Raw genomic sequence first — 21360 nt, 5'->3', positions numbered from 1 at the left:
GCCGCCCCCTCCGGTCACCCTCGGCAGCCTTGGCCGGATGGCCCGGGCCGGTCTACGCGGCGCGGTCCCTCGGCCCGGGCGTCTCGGATCAGTTGTTCGGCATCGACTTCGCGCCGGTGCGGCGGTCGTAATCGCCGATCGCGGAGCGGCACTCGGGGGAGAGGCGCTTGCGGTTGCGCGTCATGCACTTCTCCGCGTCGTCGCTGTTGGGATCGACCCCCGCGCAGAGGCGGAAATAGTCGTTCGCGCAGCCGAGCTGAAGCCCCTGATCCTCGCGCTGCGCGAGAGCGGGGCTCGCGGCCAGCATCAGGAAGGCGAGCGGAGCGACCTTCAGGGCGGCCGAGCCGAGCCGCGCGGCGCGCGGGCGTCGTGACGTATCCAGTCGCATCCAGCTGTGTCCTTCAGTGTCGGATGAGAGAGACGGCATATCGAGGATGCCGGTGGCTAGGCAAGCGTCGTCGCCCGTTGCGGTTCCGCTCGGGCCTGTCACGAATCCAAGCCTGTTGCGAAACGGCGCCAGTCCGGGAACCGGGCCTCCCGAAACAAAAGGGCCCCGTTCGCCGGGCGAACGGGGCCGAGTGCAAGGGAGGAAACGCCCGCCATGGGCTTCTGGGGTGATGCAAGGCGCACGCCAGCCCGCCCCGATTGCTCCCCAATCGATATCTCGACCGGCGGTTGAACCCGCCGCAAGGCCGGACGGACAGCCGGAAACCCTCCGTTAACCATGCCGTGCTGATGTCGGCTTACGCCCTTGTCGATGGAGCCGAGCGGCGAACGAGACGCGCCGGCCTCATCCCGGCCCCGAAGCCGGGGACACCGCCAGGAAACCTGCCATGACCAGAACCCAAGAGACCGCGCCGAGCGAGGCCAGACCGCCACGGACCACCGGAACCATCCTGGCCTTTCCGGGCGCCCAGCGCCCCCGGCGCGAGGGCCCGGCCGCGGACGAGCCCCGCGGCGAGATCCTGCTGTTCCTCGGCGTGCGCTACGAGCGCATGGCCGAGCCGGAGGCCGTCCCGGCCGCCCCGCGCCGCCGCCGCTCCTGACCACCCGCGCCGCGTCGCCGCGACCGTCGGGCGGCCGGCTGCCGATCGGAGGACCCGTCCGGCCGTCATGAGACCGACCCGCTCCCGTTCCGCCGAACCCTCGCGCCGCGCGCCTGCGGCGATGCCGCGCAGGCTCGCCGGCCTCGGCTTCCTGGTCCTGCTCGGCTCCTGCGCCCAGGAGGGCGATTTCGGCCGGCCGAAGGCGGGCGCCTGGAACAGCCTCGTGGCGACCACCGGCGCCCTCGCGGCCCGCGAGCGCGGCGAGCCGTCCTCCCAATTTCCCCTCACCGACGAGGAACGCACCCTGCGCGACCGCGCCTGGCGCTTCCTGATGCCGGCCGCGGGCCACGACGCCTTCCTGGACGTGCTCGCCAACCTGACGCGCACCCGCGTGCTGCCGCCGGCCTGGCGCGTGCCGGATATCGCGGCCTACCACGACACCCTGATCTCGGAGAGCTTCCGCTCGCCGGTCTCGCGCTACCGCCGCCTCTCGAACGACGCGACCGCGGATGGGCGCCTGATCCCGGGTTTCGCCGCGGTGGCGGCGCGGGTGAACGATGCCGACGCCCTGCGCCTGCGCAGCCTCCCCTTCGTCAAGGTCCTGGACGATTTCGACGTGCGCAACGCCGCCATGCGGGTGGCCGAGAACCGCTGCCTGATCGCCTGGGTCCGCCTGGAGATGGGCGAGCGGCTGGCGCGCTACCGCTACGCCCTGGAGCATCTCGTCATCGAGGTGCCGGGTCCGGAGGCGGTCGGCGTCGAGCGCGTTCTCACGGGGCTCGACGGCCGCCGCGCCCTCCTCGAACCCCTGTTGCCCCCCGACGCGGCCCTGCGCTGCGGCCTGTCCGGGATCGAGGCGCCCGTGACGGTGCTGGTCCCGGCCGAGGGGCCCCGCGTCACCAAGGATTGACCGGGCGCGCTCAGCCGTTGGGCTTGCTCAGCCGTTGGGCTTGGCCGCGTCCTCGTTCGGGCTGTCGATGGTGCAGGAGACCGCCTGGACGGCGTCGTTGGCGGCGGGACGCTGGCTCGGCAGGGCGGCGATCACCCGCACCACCACGTAGCCCTGGCGCTCGGGCGCGATGATGCGGACATCGCGGCTCGGCTCGTTCTCGTCGTCATTGGCGAGCGCCTCGTCGTACTGGGCCCGGGTCAGGATCACGAGGTCGAGGGCGCCGCGCACGGCCGCCTGGTCGGTGACGGCGTAGAAGGCGCCCCGGCGCCCATGCACCGCCAGGGACAGCATCTGGGGCCCGGTGCGGGCCGAGACCCGCATCGGCCCGTCATCGAGATTGTAGGCGCAGACGCCCACCGCCACGGAGGGATCGGGAATCGGCAGCCAGGCCTCGGCCGGGGCCGGGTTGTCGCCGGTCGAGAGCGTGTAGATGCGCTGCGGGTGGTCGAGGCTCTCGCTGGTGCCCGAGCGGGTGAGCGCGTCGGATTCCGAGAGCGCCGGGATCGCCAGCACGGTGACGATGTGGACGAGGCCGGCGAGAACCAGCCCGCACAGGGTCGCGAAGAGGAAGCGGAGCCTCATCGGCGGCACCCGAGGCGCGTGATGGCGGGCAGCGAATCGCGGTCGAGGGAGCCGGTGCTCGCGGCCACGGGGGTGTCGTAGAGGCGCAGCGCCAGCCGCACCGGGCCGCTCGCGCGCGGGCTCGGCAGCCAGTTGCCGGGCTCGACCTCGGGGCCGACCATGATGACGAAGCGGCCGTCCCGCTCGCGCAGGATCTCGGTCGAGGTGAAGCCCTCGCGCATCGGCGGGCGGGCGGGGTCGCGGGCGCCGCGGCCCGCGATCGTCAGGGTCCAGGCGCGGGCCGGCGGGGTGATTCCGGCGAGCCGGTAGGTGCAGGTGGCGTCCAGCGTCTCGCCGGCATCGTCGGTCGCGGCCGTGACCAGCATGCCCTCGCCCACCGCCAGGGGGATCTCGCCCCGGCGCGCGTTGACCGCGCGGGCATAGGGGTCGGCCCCGAGGGAGCCGGTGCGCGGCCAGGCCGTCCAGGCGCCGATGGCGACGCCGCCGAAGGGATAGCCGCCCCGCGTCGCCCAATCGGCGCTGGCGAGGCCGAGCACGGCCCCGAGCGCCAGAGCGTAGAGGACGAGGCCGACCTGCGAGGTTTTGTGCAGGAACCGGCCGACCGATGCGCCGACCGACCGGCCGATCGCGCCGCCCGCGGGTCCGGCGGCTCCGGGGCCTGGCCCCTCCGGCGCCCGGGCGCGCGGCGCCCAGAGCCGCCCCAAGGTCTCGCTCACGTTTGCCACAGCCCGCAGCGCCTCACGGAATCCCGATGCGGCCGCCGACGGAGCGGCTGCCCTCGGCAACGGTGCCGGTCGGCGCGTTGCTGGCCGCCGGCTTGACCACGCTCGCCGCGGGCTTGGGGCCCGGCTTCGGCGCGTTGGCGGCGGTGGCCGGCTCGACGGTGCGGAACAGCCCGTTCAGGCTGCCGATGACCTCGAAGGAACGCCGCGAGATCTTACCCGCCGCGCTCGCCGCCGCGTTGACGGGGGCGCCCGCCGCGCTGCTCGCCTGCACGGCCGGGCGGTTGCCGTCCTTGAGGCCGGGCATCGGCTTCAGTTCGATGCCCTGGTGGGCGGTCTCCATCACGTCGTGCCAGGTCATGGCGGGCAGCGATCCGCCGGTCATCTTGTTCGTCGAGGTGTGGTCGTCGTTGCCGTACCAGACGGCCCCCACGTAATTGCCCGTATAGGCCACGAACCACGCGTCCCGGTAGGCGTTCGTGGTGCCGGACTTGCCCGCGACCTTGATGCCCTCGAGCTGGGCCCGCTTGCCGGTGCCCTCCTCCACCACCTTGTTCAGCATGAAGTTCATGTCGGCGACGACCTGGGTCGAGAGCACCTGCTCGGGCTTCTCGTCGTCGTGGCGGTAGATCACCTCGCCGGCGGAGTTCTTCACCTCCATGGCGGCATAGGGCTTGGCCCGCTTGCCGCCGTTGGCGAAGACCGCGTAGGCCGCGGCCTGGTCGATCACGTTCACCTCGGCCGAGCCGATCGGCAGCGACACCGAATCGGTGAGCGGCGTGGTGATGCCCATGGCATGGGCCGTCTCGATGATCTTGGCGCGCCCGGCCTTGGCGGCCCGCGCCTCGTGGCTGATGCCCATGGCCTTGCCGAGCGCGATCGAGACCTTGATGGGAATCGTGTTGATCGACTTCGCCACCGCGAGCCACATGGGCTGGCGGCCCGAGAAGGAGCGCCCGTAGTTCTGCGGGCACCAATTGCCGATGCAGACGGGGGAATCGACCACGGTCGTGTCCGGCCGGAACTGCCCGGAGGCGAGCGCCGCCGCGTAGACGTAGGGCTTGAACGAGGAGCCGGGCTGGCGCAGCGCGTCGGTGGCGCGGTTGAACTGGCTCTCGCCGTAATCGGCACCGCCCACCATGGCCCGCAGCGCGCCGTCCGGATCGAGGATCACCATCGCGGCCTCGTCGACGTCGTACTGGTCGCCGAACTTGCGCAGCACGCCCTCGACGACCTCGTCGGCCTTCTTCTGGATGCCGATATCCAGCGGCGTCTTCACGGTGAGGACCCGGTCGTTGCGGAGCTTGCCCGCATCCGCCATGCCCTTGATCTCGCCGAAGGCCCAGTCGAGGTAGTAATCGGCCGTGATGTCGCGGGTGCGCGTCACCGGCGTCGCCGGGTTGCGCAGGGCCGTCTGGATCTGGCCTTCCGTGACGAAGCCCGCCTCGACCATGTTGTGCAGCACGTCCACCGCGCGGGCGCGCGCCGCCGGCAGGTTCACGTGGGGGGCGTATTTCGTCGGCGCCTTGAACAGGCCGGCCAGCATGGCCGCCTCCGCGAGGCTGATATCCCGGAGGGGCTTGCCGAAATAGTAATCGGCCGCCGCCACGGCCCCGAAGGTGCCGCCGCCCATATAGGCGCGGTCGAGATAGAGCTTCAGGATCTCGTTCTTGGTCAGGTGGCTCTCGAGCCAGAGCGCCAGGAAGGCCTCGTTGACCTTGCGCTCCAGCGAGCGCTCGTTCGTGAGGAACAGGTTCTTGGCGAGCTGCTGCGTGATCGAGGAGCCGCCCTGGGTGTTGCCGCCGCCCCGCGAGTTCGAGACCACGGCCCGCAGGGTCCCGATCGGGTCGATGCCCCAATGCTCGTAGAAGCGCCGGTCCTCGGTGGAGACCAGCGCCTTGATCATGATGTCGGGGAAGTCGTCGAGCTTCAGCGAATCGTCGTGCTTGATGCCCCGGCGCCCGACCTCCGTGCCGTAGCGGTCGAGGAAGGTGACGGCGAGATCCTGCTGCTTCAGCCAGTTGTCGCTCGTCAGGTTGAAGGCGGGTTGCGCCAGCGCCAGCATCAGGATGGCGCCGCCTGTGCCGATGGTGACGCCCTCGCTGGTGAGATCGAGGACGACGCGCTTCCAGCCGCGCACCGACAGGGCGCTCATGCGCTCCTGGAAGCGCCCATAGGCCTCGCCCGTGGAGCGGCCGCCATCGTACAGGCTCGCATTGACCCAGGCATCGAAGGCGAGGGCCGCGTGCCGGATCCGCGTCGCGAGGGAGGTGAGGTTCGGCAGGCGCACGATCTGATCCGGTTCCTCGGGCACCCAGGGTTGTGGCGGGCCGCGGCCTTCCGCCTGCGCCCCTCCGGCCCATCTCTACCAAGCCCCGCGCCCGACCGCGAGGCTTAACCCGCCGCGAACGCGGCGACATCCCAGGAACCGTTCGGGCCCGGGTCCTGCCCCCAAGACAACGCGCCAGGGTCGCTTCCGCCCCGGCGCCCCTCGGCAAGGTTGTGTTAACCTTGACGCCGGATTGGGGCGCGCCGGTGGCGGGGCGACCGGCTCCGCTTGCTCCGCCGGCCGCCTTGCGGCAGAGGGGGGCCGATCCGCAACTCCTTGTCGACGAGGCCCTCCCGATGGGAGACCGCATGGCGGGGCGCCGCACGGGCGCCCCCGCATCCGAGCCGTTCTGGCGCACCAAGACCCTCGACGCGATGACGCCGTCCGAGTGGGAGAGCCTGTGCGACGGCTGCGGGCGCTGCTGCCTGCTGAAGCTCGAGGACGAGGATACGGGCGAGGTCCACCACACCGATGTCGGCTGCACCCTGCTCGACGGGCTCGGCTGCCGGTGCCGCGACTATGCCAACCGCCAGAAGCGCGTCCCCGACTGCGTGCGCCTGACCCCCGAAGCCGTGCGGACGATCCCCTGGCTGCCCCCGACCTGCGCCTATCGTCTCGTGCGCGACGGCGAGGATCTGTTCGACTGGCACCCTCTGGTCTCGGGCCGAGCCGCGAGCGTGCACGAGGCCGGCATCTCGGTGCGCGGGCGTCTCTCGGGCAACGAGGAGGAATTCACCGAGGACGAGTTGCCGGAGCGCATCGTCGCATGGCCGGGTGAGCCGCCGCGGGCGCGCAAGGCGTAGATCCGGACGCGGCCGAACGCGCAGCGACGATCAGACGCGCGCAGACAAAGCCAAGCTCAGCCCCGGTCGCGGACAGGAACCGCGCGACCCTCCCCCGGTTTCCCGTGCAGGCAACCGGCGCAGATCCCGCTGCGGCCCGGTCAAGCTCAAACAGACAGGGAGGGAGAGATGGGCCTTTTCACCACACCGATCAAAACGATGGATGACCTGTTCACGCATATGCTGCAGGACATCTATTACGCCGAGCAGCAGATCACCAAAGCGCTGCCGAAGATGATCGACAAGGCCGGCGAGCCGCAGCTGAAACAGAGCTTCGAGAAGCACCTGCGCGAGACCGAGGGCCAGATCAAGCGCCTCGACCAAGCCTTCGAACAGCTCGGCAAGCCCGCCAAGGGCGTCGAGTGCGCGGCGATCAACGGCATCATTTCCGAGACCAAGGAGATCATGAGCGATGTCGGCGACCAGAAGGTGCTCGATGCGGCCCTGATCGCGGGCGCTCAGGCGGTCGAGCATTACGAGATCACCCGCTACGGCACCATCATCGCCTATGCCAAGCAGCTCGGGCACGACAACGTCGCGACCCTGCTCGGTCAGACCCTCGACGAGGAGCGGGCGACGGACAAGATCCTGACGGACCTGGCGGAGGCGAACGTCAACCGCAAGGCCGCCTGATCCCTCGGCCGACCCGGCGCGGTTCCGTGAGGACGGGATCGGGCCGGCCTCCAGCCGGGCCGGCTTCCGGCCTCTGATGTGACGCACGCTCTGGCGCCGAACCGGTCTCCGGTTCGGCCTCAGAGCGCTCTAACGCGGCGGCGCGCCCTTGCCAGTGAGCAGGCGCCCGCCCGCGAGGCTGTTCAGGCCGATGACGGCGCCGACCGCGAGCATATGGATCAGGAGGTCGGTCACCGTCGTGTCGTGGGGGTGAAACGGCACCAGGAGCGCGGCCGCCGCCGCCGCCGCCGCGAGGCCGCCCAGAGCCGCCGTGAGGTTCGGGCGCAGCGGGCAGGCCCGGCGCAACATCACCACGAGCAGCACCGAGAGCGGCAGCGACACGCCGATCAGGAAGACGAAGCAGCTCTCGACCTCCCGGGGCCCGGGGATGTCGGTGGTCGGCGCCACGATGCCGCGCAGGCAACCGAGGCCGCTCGCGCCGATCCAGAGGATCGCGGGCACCACCGGCAGCAGGACCCAGCGCAGGGAGCGGCCGGGCACGCTGATCTGGAAGGCCGCGAGGGCGGCCGTCGCCGCGGTCAGCACGGCCGCGAGGGCGGCGACCCGCAGGTCGGGCACGCTCATGCGCGTGCGCATCCCCTCCATGTCGGCCATCGGCATGAGGAGGATCCCGAGGCCGAGGGCGGCGGCGAACCACGCGACGGCCCGCAGGCTCGGGGGCGGCAGGCGCCGCACCGGCGCGAGGCCTCCGACGAGGCTCTCGACCAGATGATCGTGCTTCCCGCCGCGATCTTGCCCGTACGACTCAGACACCGCCATCCCCCTTCTCGCCCGACAGCGTCGCACGCAGAGCCTTGAGGGCCCGGTGCAGGTTGACCTTGAGGGCGCCCTTGCTGCGCCCGGTGAGCGCCGCGGCCTCGTCGAGGGAGCGCTCCTGGAAGGCGAGTTGCTCGACGGCCTGGCGCTGACCCTCGGGCAGGCCCGCCACGGCCTCGGCGAGCCGCGCATCGCGCTCGCGAACCTCGAGGCGCGCGCCGGGCCCGGGCGCGGCATCGGCGTGGGTCTCGTAGGCGAAGGGGTCGTGCACCTCCTGCAGGCGCCGGCCCGCACGGCGCAGGCGGTCGATGGCACGGCGCTGGGTGATGGCGCGCAGCCACGGCAGGAAAGGTCGGGCCGGATCGTAGGTGGCCCGCGCCTTGTGGATCGTCAGGAGCGTCTCCTGCACCACGTCGTCCACCGCCTCGCCCCGAACCCCCTGCGCCCGCGCCATGCTGGCGATCACGGGCAGACACTCCCGCAGGAGCAGGCGATAGGCCGCCGCATCCCCGGATTGCGCCGCCGCCATGGCGGCCGAGAGCCTCGCCTCGATCACTGTCCGCGCCCTGTCGCCGCCCCGTGCCGCGCCCCCTCTTACGCCCGCCAGAGCGTCGGTGAAACGCGGTTCGGCTCGCGTTTTCGCGAGGGAACTGGCGGGTCCGAGGGTCGCGGGTCCGAAGGCTGGGGCGAGGATCATGGCGGGCTCCGGGGAGAGGCGGATGGGGCGGCTCGAGCGGCCGCCCGGGCACCGGCCGTCAGTGCTTGCCCATCTCGTCCTTCTTCATCGCGTCACCCTTCATGGCGTCGGACTTCATGGAATCGCCCTTCATCGCATCGGGCTTCATGGCGTCCTTCTTCATGGAATCGGACTTCATGGAATCAGACTTCATGGAGTCGTGGGACATGGTTTCCTTGGCCATCGGATCCTTCTTCATCGGCTCCTCCGCGGCGGATGCGGGGGCGCCGGCCGCGGCGAGCACGAGGAGAGCGGAGGCGGCGAGGAGGGCGTTGCGCATGGTTCGATGTCCCTGGATTGTGAGCACCGGGCCAACACCGCGGTGACGATTCCTATTCGCGGTTTCCCGCAAGCGGTTACGAGCGGCCCGCACCGAGGATGCGCCCGTCCGCCGCCTGGACGATCACCGCGGCCTCGCTGCCGGCGGGCCAGGGCTCGGACAGGGTCCGGGCCTTGCCGTCCCAGCGGCCGAGGCTGCGCACCGAGCGCACCACGTTGGCCTGCACGAGGGTGCGGCCGGCATTCTCGCCGCGGGCGACCCGCGTCTCGTGCCGAGCATCGAAGCCGACCAGGAGGATGTCGGCGGCGCCCGAGCCCGCGCCGAGATGGACCACGAGGTTGCCGTCGGCGCGGCTGAGGCTGACGGGCAAGGCCGCGGATGCCTCCCCGCGCGCCTGCCCGATCGCGGTGCTCACCTCGCCCCGGCGGGAGCCCACGACGCTGCGGCGCCCATCGACCACGATCTGCGGCGTGAAATTGCCGTCGCCGAGGCGCTCGGCATAGGCCTGCTGGCGCGCGGTGGCGGCGGGGAGCGAGAAGGTGTCGCGCCAGTCCAGGCGGTTCCAGTAGGTGACGTGGAAGGCGAGCGGCAACAGGCCGTCGGGCTTCTCCGCGAGTTCCCCGAGGAGAGCCTCCGCGGGCGGGCAGGAGGAGCAGCTCTGCGAGGTGAAGAGCTCGACGACGACGGGCCGCTCCGCGGCGGCGGCGGGGCTCGCCACCTTCGTGGCCGCGAGGGGAACGAGGAGAGGCAGGACGAGGAAGGCGACGTAGCGCATGGGTCTCGAGGCTCCGGAACGGTCCGATGCCGGAGCCTTTCGGCGGGCGCGGGCCCGCGGTTACGCGCCGCCGGGCGTCTCCAGCCGGAACCGGTCGACGTCGCACAGGAGTTCGGCGAAGGCGCGGGCGCCGTGGTCGAGGGCGGCCCGGCCCGCCTCCGCGCTGCCGAGGCGCGCGTCGCCCATCGCGCCGGAGGGGTGGAGATCCTCGGCCTTCCAGGCGAAGGCCGCCGGGCGCCCGGCGCGCAGATGGCGGAAGTCGCGCTCCATCGCCACCGTGCGGGGGGTGAAGTCCGCGATCTCGGCCTCGCGCACGAGATCCGGCCGCAAGGCTCGCATCAGGGCGGTCTCGATGCCGCCCGCATGGATGCCGTGGCGGATCTCGGCTTCCGGGAACAAGCCCGCCGGATAGCCGAGCCGGCTCCACGACGTCGTCACCGCCACCATGCGGTGGCGCCCGCGCAAAGCCCCTGCCACGAGGTCGATCAGGGCGCTGTTGCCCCCGTGCGAGGTCACGATCACGAGCTTGTTGCAGCCGGCGGCGGCGAGGCCGGCGCCGATCTCGGTCCAGGCCCGCAGCGCCGTCTCCGTCGTGAGGCTGAGGGTCCCGGCAAACGCGTCGTGCTCGTCCGACTTGCCGATGCTCTGCACGGGCAGCAGCAGCACGCCGAGATCGTCCGGAACGAAGGGCGCGAGGCGCGCGAGGTAGCCCTCGGCGATGATCGCGTCGGTGGCCAGCGGCAGGTGGGGACCGTGCTGCTCGATCGCCGCGACGGGCAGGACCGCGATGGTGCGGTCCCGGTCGCGCGCGCCGAGTTCCCGCGTCGTCAGCTCACCCCAGGACCGGACCGGCATGGCATCGCGCCTCCGCGCCCGCATTGCGGGCCCGTCCGCCCTGTACGGGATCGCGCCCCGCAAAAAAAGGCGCCCCGGCGGACCGGGACGCCCTGTCGCGTCGCGGATGCGACCGGCTCAGTGGGTCCTGCGCGCCAGCCAGCCGAAGCTGAAGGCCGCGGCCGCCACGAGCAGCAGCGTCGCGGTCTTGTTGTCCTCGGCCCGCCGCACCACGGCCCGGCCGCGCTGCACGGCCTCGTCGCGGTAGCGCTGGCCGCGCTCGCGGGTCTCGTCGGCGAGCGCCCGGCCGCGGCCGCGCGCCTCGTCGATCAGGTGCTCGCCATCGCGGCGCAGGTCGCGCGCGGTGTCGCGCGCCTGCCCGTAAGCGTACTGAGCCGCGCCCGCGACTTGGTCGATGGCGCCGTCGACCTGGGACATCGGATGCCCGGTCACCGCGCCGACGGCGGTCTTGGCGCGCCCGCGAATATGGCGGAATCCGCCTTCGATCCGATCCCTGTTCATGCTGGAAACCTTTCTGTGGAACCGGAAGGCCGGCATCTCCGGCTTTCCTGGTCCGGCCCGCGGGCCGGGCACGACGCCCGCCGCCCGCAAGCCCGTCCTCATCGTCATGCGACCCTGCCGGGTCGGCGCGGATCGCCTCGATCAGATCTCCTTGTCAGATCTTCTTGACGGCGTCGGCCGCGCTCTGGGCCGCGTTCTTCACGCCGTCCTTGGCGTCGCCGACGGTCTTCTGGGCCTCGCCCTTCAGCTCCTGGGCCTTGCCCTCGGCCTGAAGCTTCTCGTTGCCGGTGGCGCTGCCGATGCCCTGCTTGACGTTGCCGATGGCCTCGTTGGCCAGGCCCTTGATCTTGTCGGTGGTGCTGCTCATCGGAACTCTCCTTGCATCGGTCGGGAAGCGTCCGCGGCCACGAAGCGTGACCGCTCGCTCTCGGCAAGGCTGAACGGTGATCCGTTCCGAATGTTCCGATGCTCACGAAGGCTTGAGCCGAGCAACGCCCGGGACTGATCCTGTATGCTGCAGCGCAATACAACCATTGCGGGAAACGATCGGCGCAATAGGCTCAAATTTTTCCTGAGATCACCCCAAAAATTTTGCGCAGGACTTGAGGGATCGCTTCCTGCAATGGTCCCTGAATTCAAAATAAGCCCGTGGCATATTGGGTACCACCATGAAGACGCGATCCGAGGAATCCGCCGAATGAGCGTGGGCCGCGTGCTCTGCGAGGGCGAGCTCGGGATCGTGATCGGCCGGCGCAGCCGCGACCTGACGCCCGAGACGGCGGCCGCGCACATCTTCGGCTACACCTGCCTCAACGACGTGACCTCCCTCGATATCCTGCGGGCGGATCCGAGCTTCCTGCAATGGACCCGCTCGAAGGGCCTCGACGGCGTCTCGCCGTTCGGCCCCGTGATCGCCACCGACCTCGACCCGGCGGAGGCGAGCGTGGTGGTGCGGGTCACCGGGCGCGAGCGCCAGAACTACCCGCTCGCCGACATGATCCACGATCCCCGGGCGATCGTCGCGATGATCTCGCAGGGCCTGACCCTGGAGCCCGGCGACATCATCGCCTGCGGCACGGCCAACGGCGCCGGCACGATCCCGAAGGGCGCGACCGTCGAGGTCGAGATCGCCGGAATCGGCGTCCTGGTGAACCGCTTCGAATAGGACCCGGCGGGCGGCCCACCGCCCGGCGGAGCAGCAAGCGTCCGGAGCCCGCGCGCCACCGCCGGGCTCCCCAGAGGAGGAGGTATCCCATGAGCATCGCGATCGTCGGCGCCGGCGCCATCGGCGGCCAACTCGGCGTGAAGCTCGCCCATGCGGGCGAGCAGGTCACCTTCATCGCCCGCGGCGCCAATCTCGCGGCCATCAAGGCCAACGGGATGCGCCTCGTCGACGAGGACGGGACCGCCTACCACGCCCGGAACGTGCGGGCCACGAGCTCGATGAAGGAGGCGGGCGTCCACGAGATCGTGATGCTCACCGTCAAGGCGCATCAGGTCGGGCCGATCGCCGAGGATCTGCGCCACATGATCGGGCCGGACACGATCGTGCTGCCTCTGCAGAACGGCATCCCGTGGTGGTACTTCACGCGGGGCCATGGCGGCGTCCATGCCGGCACGCAGCTCGAGACGGCCGATCCGGGCGGCCTCATCGCTCGCAACCTCGATCCGGCCCAGGTCATCGGCACCGTTGTGTACCCGGCCGCGATCCTGACCGAGCCGGGCGTCGTCGAGGTGGTGGAGGGCCAGCGCTACGGCCTCGGCGAGCTCGACGGCTCGAAGAGCGAGCGCGTGCTCAAGCTCGCCGGGCGCCTGACCAAGGCCGGCTTCAAGGCTCCGGTCTTCGAGGACATCCGGGCCGAGATCTGGCTCAAGCTCTGGGGCAATCTCAGCTTCAACCCGATCTCCGCGCTCACCCACGCGACCCTCGTGGACATCTGCCAGTTTCCCGACACCCGGGCACTCGCGCAATCGATGATGGAGGAGGCGCAGGCGATCGCGAACGCCCTCGGCATCACCTTCCGGGTCGGCATCGACCGCCGCATCGCGGGCGCCGAGAAGGTCGGGGCGCACAAGACCTCGATGCTGCAGGATGTCGAGGCCGGCCGGGCCATCGAGCTGGAAGCCCTGGTCGGCTCGGTGATCGAGCTCGGCCGCCTGACCGGGACGGCGACGCCGCATATCGACACCGTCTACGCCCTGATGCGGCTCCTCTCCCGCAGCCTCGAGAGGCAGAACGGCCGGCTGGCGATCCAGCCGGGCTGACGCCGCCCGACCGACATTCGGGCGGCCGCGCCGCCCGTTCCCCCTTCCCGAGCCGACCGGATCCCGCGCGCCCAGAGCGGCGCGGGCCCGGCCGCGCTTTGCCCCGACCTTTCGGAAGACGCTTGATGGCCGCGACCATTGCCCAGACCCTGAACGACCTGATCCGGACCGGCGCGGACGACGCGACCGCCCTGTCGAGCCCCGGCGGCGTGCCGCTCACCTTCGCGGCCCTTCGGGCGCTGACCGCCCGCACGGTCGCGGACCTCAACGCGCACGGGACCGGCCGCGGGGCGCGCATCGCCATCGTGCTCCCGAATGGCCCGGACATGGCCGCGGCCTTCATCGCGCTCGCGGCCGGCGCCGTCGCGGCGCCCCTGAACCCGGCCTACACGGCCGAGGAATTCACGTTCTACCTGCGCGATCTTGGCGCCACGCTCCTGGTGGCGGCCGAGGGCGACGAGACCCCGGCGGTGCGCGTCGCCGAGCGCCTCGGCATCGCGGTGGTGCGCCTGAGCCCGACGCCGGAGCAGGGCGCCGGCAGCTTCACGCTGCGCTTCCCCGAGGGCGCGGCCGCCCCGGCCCCGCAGGGCGGTCCCTCCGCGCCCGGCGACCTCGCGCTCGTGCTCCACACCTCCGGCACCACCTCGCGCCCGAAGATCGTGCCGCTCAGCCAGGCCAATGTCTGCGCCTCGGCCCGCAACATCCGGAACGCCCTCGCCTTCACGGCGCAGGATCGCGGCCTCAACATCATGCCGCTGTTCCACATCCACGGTCTCATCGCCGGCATCCTGGCGCCGCTCTCGGCGGGCGGCCAGGTCTGCTGCACCCCAGGCTTCAGCGCGCTCAAGTTCTTCGGCTGGATGGGCGAGGCGCGGCCGACCTGGTACACGGCGGTGCCGACCATGCATCAGGCGATCCTCGGCCGCGCCGGGCGCAACGCCGAGACCATCGCGGCAAATCCGCTGCGCCTGATCCGCTCGTCCTCCTCCTCCCTGCCGCCGCAGGTGATGGCGGCGCTGGAGGAGGCCTTCGGCGCCCCCGTGATCGAGGCCTACGGCATGACCGAGGCGGCCCACCAGATGGCCTCGAACCCGCTGCCGCCGCGCCCGCATTGTCCCGGCTGCGTCGGCCTCGCCGCCGGCCCCGAGATCGCGGTGGTCGGTCCCGACGGCGAGCCCCTCGCCTCCGGCGAGACCGGCGAGATCGTCATCCGAGGCGACAACGTGATGGCGGGCTACGAGAACAACCCGGCCGCCAATGCCGAGGCCTTCACCCGCCAGGGCTGGTTCCGCACGGGCGACCAGGGCAGCCTCTCGCCCGAGGGCTACCTCACCATCACGGGACGCCTGAAGGAGATCATCAACCGGGGCGGCGAGAAGATCTCCCCGCGCGAGGTCGACGAGATCCTGATGGATCACCCGGCGGTGGCCCAATGCGTCACCTTCGCGGTGCCCCATGACAAGCTCGGCGAGGAGGTCGCGGCCGCGATCGTGCTCCGCGAGGGTGCGGATGCGAGCGAGGCGGAGATCCGGGCCTTCGCGGCGAGCCGCCTCGCGGGCTTCAAGGTTCCGGCCAAGGTCCTGCTCCTCGACGAGATCCCGCAAGGCGCCACCGGCAAGCTCCAGCGCATCGGCCTCGCCCGCAAGCTCGGCCTCGGCTAGGGGCCGGGCATCCCGGCCTCCGCGCGGGCGATCCCGGGCGCGCGTGGCCGCGCCCAGGCCACCCGCGGCCCGCAGGCGCGGTCAGATCTCGATCTCGGTCCCGACCTCGATCACCTGCCGGGTCGGCACGCAGAAGAAGGCGCCGGTGCGCTCGCCGTTGCGCTGCATGAAGGCGAAGAGCTTCTCGCGCCAATCGGACATGCCGCGATGGTCGCTCTTCGGGATGATGGTCTCGTGGCCGATGAAGATCGTCAGATCGTCGATGAAATGCTCGGGCAGGAGCCCGCTGCGGACGGCGCAGGCCAGCCCCTCGGGGATCGAGGCATCCTCCATGAAACCGTAGCGCAGGGTCAGCCGGTAGAAGTCGGGCGCGATCCGGCTGATCTCGGCGCGCTCCGATTGGGGCACGGTCGGGCTCTCCTCGTAGAGGGCCGTCACGATCAGGATCTGCTCGGTGAGCGCGTGGCTGCGCTCGACGAAGCGCGACAGGTGCAGGGGGATGCCGTGGGTCGCCGACGACAGGAAGGCGGCGGTGCCGGGCAGCCGCACCGGCGGGTTCGCCCGCAAGCGTTCGAGGAAGACGTCTTCCGGCAGGCGCAAGGCCACCCGCGCCTCCTCGACCAGGGCCGTGCCCTTCTTCCAGGTCAGCATCATCAGCGCGACGAGGCCGGCGAGCACCAGGGGAAACCAGCCGCCCTCCAGGAGCTTGACGCTGTTGGCGCCGAGGAAGACGAGGTCGATCATCAGGAAGAAGCCGTTCAGCGCCACGACCGCGATGGGGTTGTAGCCCCATTTCAGCGCGATCAGCGCGGCGAGCAGCGTCGTGATGGCCATGAGGAGCGAGACCGCGATGCCGTAGGCGCCCGCCAGCGCATCCGACGAGCCGAAGATCACCACCGCCGTCAGGGTGCCGGCCGCCAGGAGCCAGTTCACCACCGGCACGTAGATCTGGCCGCGCTCGTCCTGCGCGGTCTGGATGATCCGCATGGTCGGCAGGAAGCCGAGCTGGATCGATTGCTGGGTGAGGGAGAACACGCCCGAGATGATCGCCTGCGAGGCGATCACGGTGGCGAGCGTCGCGAGCCCGATCAGCGGGTAATGCGCCCAGTCGGGCGACAGGCGGTAGAACGGGTTCTCGATGGCGTCGGGCTCGGCGAGCAGAACCGCGCCCTGCCCGAAGTAATTGACGACGAGGGCCGGCAGCACGAGGCCGAACCACGCGACCCGGATGGGCTTGGCGCCGAAATGCCCGAGATCGGCATACATCGCCTCGCCGCCCGTGACCGCCAGGAAGGCGGCGCCGAGCATCGCGAAGCTGACATGCCAGCCCGCATGGGTGAGGAAATCCACCGCCCGCCAGGGATTGGCCGCCGCCAGGATCTCCGGATGGTGGACGATGCCGCCGATGCCCAGGAGCGTCAGCACGGCGAACCACACCAGCATCACCGGCCCGAAGATGCGGCCGATGAAGGCGACGCCCTTGCTCTGCACCAAGAACAGCCCGATCAGGATCACGAGGGTGATGGGCACGACGTAGTGGCCGAGCGCCGGCGCATCGACCTTCAGGCCCTCCACCGCCGAGAGCACCGAGATCGCGGGCGTGATCGCGCCGTCGCCGTACAGGAGGGCCGCCCCGACGAGGCCGACGACGAGGAGCAGCGCCTGCCAAGTCCCGGGCCTGGCATGGCGGGCGCCGAGGAGCGCCAGCATCGCCACGATGCCGCCCTCGCCGCGATTGTCCGCCCGCAGGATCAGCACCGCGTATTTCACCGAGACGATGATGATCAGCGCCCAGAGGATCAGCGAGACCGCGCCGACGACCGCGGCCGGCTCGGCGCTCGTCCCGCCGGCGCTCGCCGCCCGCACCGCCTCCTTGAAGGCGTAGAGCGGGCTCGTGCCGATATCGCCGTAGACGACGCCGAGCGCACCGAGCAGCAGCGCCGGCTTGACCCGCCCGGTTCCCTGCGGACCGCCCTCCCCCGCTTGGGGTTCGACATGGCTCACGGGCTGGCACTCCGGTGCGGCGGGCGGCCCCGGCGGGGCGGGCTTGGCCGTTTCTCAGGAAGGTAGAAAGAGGGGAAACGCCGTCCAGGGGCGCCGGACCCTGTCCCCGGCGGATTCAGGCGTCGTCGCCGTCACGGTGACGTGTGCGTCGCCGTCACGGTGACGTGTGCGAGCCCGCCCCTCAGCCCGGGAAGGCCCCGGACCAGTCCGCCCCGCGCCGCAGGCAGGCGACGGCTGCGCCGGTCCGGGACCGGATCGCCTCGGCGACGATCTCGGGGGGCGTCGGCGCCCCGAGACTCTCGCTGACTGCGACCGCCGCGAGGGGGAGCGCGTGCGCCCGCAGGGTCTCGATCGCGGTCAGGGCGTGGCTGATCGCCCCGAGATAGCTGCCGGTGACGAGGACGACCGGCAGGGTCTCCGCGCGCGGGTCGTTCAGGCGCTTGAGCCAGTCGAGCCCGGTGGCCGTCGGCGTGATCGGGCTCATCAGCCCACCGACCCCCTCGATCAGCACGATCTCGTCGGCGGATGCCTCCGCGAGCCGCGCGCGGCACCACGCGACGAGGTCGTCGAGCGCGAGGCTGCGGCCCTCCCGGGCGGCGGCGAGATCGGGCGCCAGGGCGGCGGCGTAGCGCCAGGGCGAGCAGGCCTCGACCGCCTCCGGCGTCAGGGGCAGGTCCTGCGCAGCGAGCAGCCGTCCGGTGTCGCTCTCGGGAAAGGCCGGATCCCCGACAGGCGGCACCCCGCTCGCCAGGGGCTTGAGCGCGCGCACCGCCCTGCCCCCCGCCCGCCGGTGCCGCGCGAGGGCGGCGGTGACGTAGGTCTTGCCGATCTCGGTGCCGGCCCCGGCGACGAACAGCGCCCGCGTCATGGTGTGGACCTGCCTGATGGCTTGCGAGATCCGGATTTGCGAAGCCTGGATCCGGGCTGTGTCTCCCGGATCGCGGGGTTACGCGGGCGTGGGGAAGGCCGGTCCGGCAAGAACGGCGGTAAGGCGCGCCGGCCATGCCGGGCGCGCCCTTGTGGGGACGATGCGTGCCCGCGCTACTTCTCCACGAAGGCCTTCTCGATCACGTAATGGCCGGCCTCGCCATGGTTGCCCTCGACATAGCCGCCATTGGTCAGGAGTTCGCGGGTGTCGCGGATCATCTCCGGGCTGCCGCAGAGCATGAACCGGTCCGCCTCTACCGACATCGCCGGCAGGCCGATATCGGAGAACAGCTTGCCGGAGACCATCAGGTCGGTGATGCGGCCGCTGTTGCGGAAGGGCTCGCGGGTCACGGTCGGGTAGTAGATCAGCCCCTCCCGGATCGCCTCGCCCAGGAATTCGTGGTTGGGCAGGTCCTGGGTGATCGTCTCGCCATAGGCGAGTTCCGAGATCTGCCGGCAGCCATGGACCAGCACCACCTTCTCGAAGCGCTCGTAGGTCTCCGGATCCTTGATGATCGACATGAACGGGGCGAGCCCCGTGCCGGTGCCGAGCAGGTAGAGGTGCCGGCCGGGCAGGAGGTTGTCGAGCACCAGCGTGCCGGTCGGCTTCTTGCCGACCATGATCGGGTCGCCGACCTTGAGGTGCTGCAGCTTCGAGGTGAGCGGGCCGTTCGGGACCTTGATCGAGAAGAACTCGAGTTCCTCCTCGTAATTGGCCGAGACCACGCTGTAGGCCCGGAGCAGGGGCCGGCCCTCGACCTCGATGCCGATCATCGTAAACTCGCCGTTGCGGAAGCGAAACGACGGATCGCGGGTCGTGCGGAAGGAGAACAGCGTGTCGGTCCAGTGGTGGACCGACAGAACGCGCTCCTCGTTGTACTTGCTCATCGGTGAAGGTGTCCCGAATCTCACGGCCTTTTGGGGCGTCTTCTCGCACCTGCGGCATCCCCGTCAAGGCATGGCAGCACCGCAGGCGCAGGATGTCTCTTCTGTCTGGAACAAGTCTTAAATCGAGGGTCGACTGGTCATCGATACTCAGAGCGGCTTCAGCCCGGCCTCGATCTCGGCCCGGCGCGGCTCCAGGAAGGGCGGCAGGGCCAGGCGCTCGCCCAGCGCCTCCAGGGGCTCGTCGGCGGTGAAGCCGGGGCCGTCCGTGGCGATCTCGAACAGGATGCCGTTCGGCTCGCGGAAATAGAGGCTGCGGAAGTAGTAGCGGTCGATCGGCCCGCTCGACGGCATCCGGCGCGCCTTGAGGCGATCGGCCCAGGCGCCGTAATCCGCATCCGGGATCCGGAAGGCGACGTGGTGCACGGCCCCCGCGCCCTGGCGGGCCGGTGCGGAGCGGTCGGCCAGGAGCTGCAGCTCGGCGGCCGGGCCGCCGGTCCCCATGCTGAAGACGCGCACCTCGCCCTCCGGCAGCAGGAAGCTGCGGTCGTGGCGCATCCCGAGCACCTCCGTCAGCACGGCCTCCGTGCGTTCCGGCTGCGCCACCGAGAGGCGGATGGGCCCGAGCCCGCGGATCTGGTGCGCCTCCGGCACGGGGCTCTGCGCCCACGGATGCGCCTCCCCCTGTCCGCCATCGTCGACGAGGCTGAGGCGCTGGCCCTCGCCATCCGCGAAATCGAGGGTGAGGCGCCCGTCCCGCTCGATCGGCGGCGTGTGCGCGATGCCCTGACGTGCCAGGTGCTCGCGCCACCAATCGATCGCTTCAGGGCCGGCGACGCGCAGCCCCGTGCGGGAGATGCTGTTGCTGCCCCGCTGCTCGGGCGGCGCCGGCCAGTCGAAGAAGGTGAGGTCGGTGCCCGGCGCCGCGACCCCGTCGGCGTAGAACAGGTGATAGGCCGAGACGTCGTCCTGGTTCACCGTCTTCTTGACGAGGCGCAGGCCGAGCACCCGGGTGTAGAAGGCGAAATTGTCCGCGGCCCGGGCCGTGATGGCGGTGAGGTGATGGATTCCGGTCAGGTGCATCGCGCGTCTCCGGTCACGGGGCCCGTCCCTCAGATGGGTCGCGGGCACGGAGGCGGAAGGGCCCGGCGCGCCGGGCATCGGCCGGCCCCGGACTCATCCCGGGGCCGCGCCGGCGCCGCCCCGGGATGAGGCCGCGATCGGCCGGACCCGGCAGCCTCAGAAATCCGTCGGCCGGCCGGCGGCGACGACGAGCATCTTGCCGTCCGCGAAGGTGCGGCTCGCCGCGCGCCGGATATCGGCCTGCGTCACCGCCGCCACCATGTCGTTGCGGCGTGCGATGTAATCCATGCCGAGGCCCTCGAAGGCGATCTGCACGAGCTGGTGGGCGATCTTGGTCGAGGTGTCGAAGCCCAGCGCGTAGGATCCGGTGAGGTAGTCCTTGGCCTTCTGCAGTTCCTCGTCGGAGGGGCCATCGCTGATCAGGCGGCCGATCTCGTCGCCGATGACCGCGAGCGCCTCGCCGACGCGCTCGTTCTTGGTGGCGGTGTAGCCCCAGGTCATGGCGGCGGCCCGGTGGCTGACCAGCGAGGTGCCGACCGAGTAGGCGAGGCCGCGCTTCTCGCGGACCTCTTGGAACAGGCGCGAGGTGAAGGCGCCGCCGCCCAGCACGTGGTTCAGCACGTAGGCCGGGATGAAGTCGGGATCGCGCCAGGGCACGCCCGCCATGCCGAAGCGGATCACCGATTGCGGCACGTCGAGATCCACCACGACCCGGCGGCCGAGATCCTGAACGGTGGTGTGGGGCACCGCGCGCAGGGGCCCGGCCTCCGGCAGGGCACCGAAGGAGCGGTTGAGGGCCTCGGTGAGACGCGCGGCGTCGATGGCGCCGACGGCCGCCACCTTCACGGCGCCGCGGCCGAGGATCTGCGCATGCATCGCCACGAGATCGTCGCGCGTGATCGCCGCGATGCTCTCGGTCGTGCCGGAGGAGGGCCGGCCGTAGGGATGGGCCGCGAAGGCCTCCTTGAAGAAGCGGCGCGAGGCCATCACGCCGGGATCGTTCTGCTGGTAGCGCAGGCCCGCGAGGGTCTGGGCCCGCACGCGCTCGACCGAGTCGGGGTCGAAGCGGGGCTTGGCGAGCGCCAGCGCCAGCAGGTCGACGGCCTCGTCGGCATGCTTCAGCAGCATCTTGAGCGAGCCGCCGATGGCGTCGGGCCCGGCATGGAAGCTGAGCTCGATGGCGCGCGCGGCCAGGCGCTCCTGGAAGGCGTCGGAGGGGAGATCGCCCGCCCCCTCATCGAGGAGGCGCGCCAGCATCTGGGCGCAACCGGCCTTGCCCTCCGGGTCCTGGGCCGCGCCGCCCTCGAAGGTGAAGGCCAGCGCGATCATCGGAACGATGGGCGATTCGACGTGCCACGCCTCGATGCCCCCGGTGGTGGCGACGGGTTGCGCCTGGGTCGGGGAGGTCGCGGTGCGGGTGGCAGTCTCGGCCAAGTTCATGGGAACCTCTTTGTTCTTGTGCGGGT

At 71.2% G+C, this 21360-nt stretch carries 23 protein-coding genes; 7 read left to right on the top strand and 16 right to left on the bottom strand.

The features are described 5' to 3' along the window. Window positions 1-88 precede the first annotated feature (88 nt). Entirely contained in the window at window positions 89-388 is a 300-nt protein-coding gene (locus F6X53_RS12180) for a hypothetical protein (protein ID WP_151000289.1), read from the bottom strand. Between the two features lie 445 nt (window positions 389-833). Between F6X53_RS12180 and F6X53_RS12175 the strand changes: the two genes are divergently transcribed. Beyond that, a complete protein-coding gene (locus tag F6X53_RS12175) occupies window positions 834-1046 on the top strand; it encodes a hypothetical protein (RefSeq protein WP_151000288.1) in 213 nt (70 codons plus the stop codon). A gap of 121 nt (window positions 1047-1167) precedes the next feature. Further along, entirely contained in the window at window positions 1168-1956 is a 789-nt protein-coding gene (locus F6X53_RS12170; protein WP_151000287.1) for a hypothetical protein, read from the top strand. A 27-nt stretch (window positions 1957-1983) separates the two neighbouring features. Here F6X53_RS12170 and F6X53_RS12165 read toward each other — a convergent pair whose 3' ends face one another. The 3 genes from F6X53_RS12165 to F6X53_RS12155 form a co-directional block, all read right to left on the bottom strand. Then, entirely contained in the window at window positions 1984-2580 is a 597-nt protein-coding gene (locus tag F6X53_RS12165; protein ID WP_151000286.1) for a DUF1254 domain-containing protein, read from the bottom strand. After that, the gene (locus tag F6X53_RS12160) at window positions 2577-3206 is read right to left on the bottom strand and encodes a DUF1214 domain-containing protein (RefSeq protein ID WP_191970813.1); all 630 of its coding nucleotides are present in this window, start codon (window positions 3204-3206) and stop codon (window positions 2577-2579) included. Before F6X53_RS12160 ends, F6X53_RS12165 begins: the two co-directional genes overlap by 4 nt. A 112-nt stretch (window positions 3207-3318) precedes the next feature. Then, window positions 3319-5592: a transglycosylase domain-containing protein gene (locus tag F6X53_RS12155; protein ID WP_151000284.1), complete on the bottom strand. Its 2274-nt coding sequence runs from the start codon at window positions 5590-5592 to the stop codon at window positions 3319-3321. Between the two features lie 347 nt (window positions 5593-5939). On the opposite strand from F6X53_RS12155, the gene F6X53_RS12150 reads away from it, so the two are divergent. Both F6X53_RS12150 and F6X53_RS12145 read left to right on the top strand, forming a co-directional pair. Then, on the top strand, window positions 5940-6434 hold the full coding sequence (locus F6X53_RS12150) for a YcgN family cysteine cluster protein (RefSeq protein ID WP_151000283.1): 495 nt from the start codon (window positions 5940-5942) through the stop codon (window positions 6432-6434). Between the two features lie 168 nt (window positions 6435-6602). After that, window positions 6603-7106, top strand: a complete 504-nt coding sequence (locus tag F6X53_RS12145; RefSeq protein WP_151000282.1) for a YciE/YciF ferroxidase family protein — start codon at window positions 6603-6605, stop codon at window positions 7104-7106. A gap of 129 nt (window positions 7107-7235) precedes the next feature. On the opposite strand, the gene F6X53_RS12140 is transcribed toward F6X53_RS12145, so the two are convergent. From F6X53_RS12140 to F6X53_RS12110, 7 genes are all read right to left on the bottom strand, one after another. Further along, entirely contained in the window at window positions 7236-7925 is a 690-nt protein-coding gene (locus tag F6X53_RS12140; protein WP_151000281.1) for an NrsF family protein, read from the bottom strand. Beyond that, on the bottom strand, window positions 7912-8451 hold the full coding sequence (locus tag F6X53_RS12135; RefSeq protein ID WP_151000346.1) for an RNA polymerase sigma factor: 540 nt from the start codon (window positions 8449-8451) through the stop codon (window positions 7912-7914). The genes F6X53_RS12140 and F6X53_RS12135 overlap by 14 nt, the downstream gene beginning before the upstream one ends. 226 nt (window positions 8452-8677) lie before the next feature. Next, entirely contained in the window at window positions 8678-8938 is a 261-nt protein-coding gene (locus tag F6X53_RS12130) for a pentapeptide MXKDX repeat protein (protein ID WP_151000280.1), read from the bottom strand. A gap of 76 nt (window positions 8939-9014) precedes the next feature. Beyond that, complete coding sequence (locus F6X53_RS12125) at window positions 9015-9713, bottom strand: DUF1223 domain-containing protein (protein WP_151000279.1); 699 nt, start codon at window positions 9711-9713, stop codon at window positions 9015-9017. 60 nt (window positions 9714-9773) lie between these two features. Then, the gene (locus F6X53_RS12120; protein WP_151000278.1) at window positions 9774-10568 is read right to left on the bottom strand and encodes a creatininase family protein; all 795 of its coding nucleotides are present in this window, start codon (window positions 10566-10568) and stop codon (window positions 9774-9776) included. Window positions 10569-10685: 117 nt separating this feature from the next. Continuing rightward, the gene (locus F6X53_RS12115; protein WP_151000277.1) at window positions 10686-11069 is read right to left on the bottom strand and encodes a CsbD family protein; all 384 of its coding nucleotides are present in this window, start codon (window positions 11067-11069) and stop codon (window positions 10686-10688) included. Between the two features lie 154 nt (window positions 11070-11223). Next, window positions 11224-11436 carry a CsbD family protein gene (locus F6X53_RS12110; protein ID WP_151000276.1) on the bottom strand — a complete coding sequence of 71 codons (213 nt, stop codon included), beginning with the start codon at window positions 11434-11436 and terminating at the stop codon, window positions 11224-11226. A 330-nt stretch (window positions 11437-11766) separates the two neighbouring features. Between F6X53_RS12110 and F6X53_RS12105 the strand changes: the two genes are divergently transcribed. The 3 genes from F6X53_RS12105 (at window position 11767) to F6X53_RS12095 (ending at window position 14995) form a co-directional block, all read left to right on the top strand. After that, window positions 11767-12234, top strand: coding sequence for a fumarylacetoacetate hydrolase family protein (locus tag F6X53_RS12105; RefSeq protein ID WP_306426585.1), 468 nt, complete (start codon window positions 11767-11769; stop codon window positions 12232-12234). A gap of 89 nt (window positions 12235-12323) precedes the next feature. Beyond that, window positions 12324-13334, top strand: a complete 1011-nt coding sequence (locus tag F6X53_RS12100) for a 2-dehydropantoate 2-reductase (RefSeq protein ID WP_151000274.1) — start codon at window positions 12324-12326, stop codon at window positions 13332-13334. A 125-nt stretch (window positions 13335-13459) separates the two neighbouring features. Then, complete coding sequence (locus F6X53_RS12095) at window positions 13460-14995, top strand: acyl--CoA ligase (protein WP_151000273.1); 1536 nt, start codon at window positions 13460-13462, stop codon at window positions 14993-14995. 81 nt (window positions 14996-15076) lie between these two features. On the opposite strand, the gene F6X53_RS12090 is transcribed toward F6X53_RS12095, so the two are convergent. The 5 genes from F6X53_RS12090 to F6X53_RS12070 all read right to left on the bottom strand — a co-directional run bounded on the left by F6X53_RS12090 (window position 15077) and on the right by F6X53_RS12070 (window position 21334). Further along, complete coding sequence (locus F6X53_RS12090; protein ID WP_191970812.1) at window positions 15077-16933, bottom strand: potassium transporter Kup; 1857 nt, start codon at window positions 16931-16933, stop codon at window positions 15077-15079. A 247-nt stretch (window positions 16934-17180) separates the two neighbouring features. Continuing rightward, window positions 17181-17867 carry a dethiobiotin synthase gene (gene bioD, locus F6X53_RS12085; protein ID WP_151000271.1) on the bottom strand — a complete coding sequence of 229 codons (687 nt, stop codon included), beginning with the start codon at window positions 17865-17867 and terminating at the stop codon, window positions 17181-17183. Window positions 17868-18040: 173 nt separating this feature from the next. Next, window positions 18041-18814, bottom strand: coding sequence for a ferredoxin--NADP reductase (locus tag F6X53_RS12080; RefSeq protein WP_151000270.1), 774 nt, complete (start codon window positions 18812-18814; stop codon window positions 18041-18043). A gap of 147 nt (window positions 18815-18961) precedes the next feature. Beyond that, window positions 18962-19894 carry a ring-cleaving dioxygenase gene (locus F6X53_RS12075; RefSeq protein ID WP_151000269.1) on the bottom strand — a complete coding sequence of 311 codons (933 nt, stop codon included), beginning with the start codon at window positions 19892-19894 and terminating at the stop codon, window positions 18962-18964. Window positions 19895-20050: 156 nt separating this feature from the next. Next, on the bottom strand, window positions 20051-21334 hold the full coding sequence (locus tag F6X53_RS12070; protein ID WP_151000268.1) for a M16 family metallopeptidase: 1284 nt from the start codon (window positions 21332-21334) through the stop codon (window positions 20051-20053). Window positions 21335-21360 lie beyond the last annotated feature (26 nt).

Source organism: Methylobacterium soli, from assembly GCF_008806385.1.
GTDB classification, from domain to species: domain Bacteria; phylum Pseudomonadota; class Alphaproteobacteria; order Rhizobiales; family Beijerinckiaceae; genus Methylobacterium; species Methylobacterium soli.
This window is presented reverse-complemented; position numbering and strand designations above follow the sequence as displayed.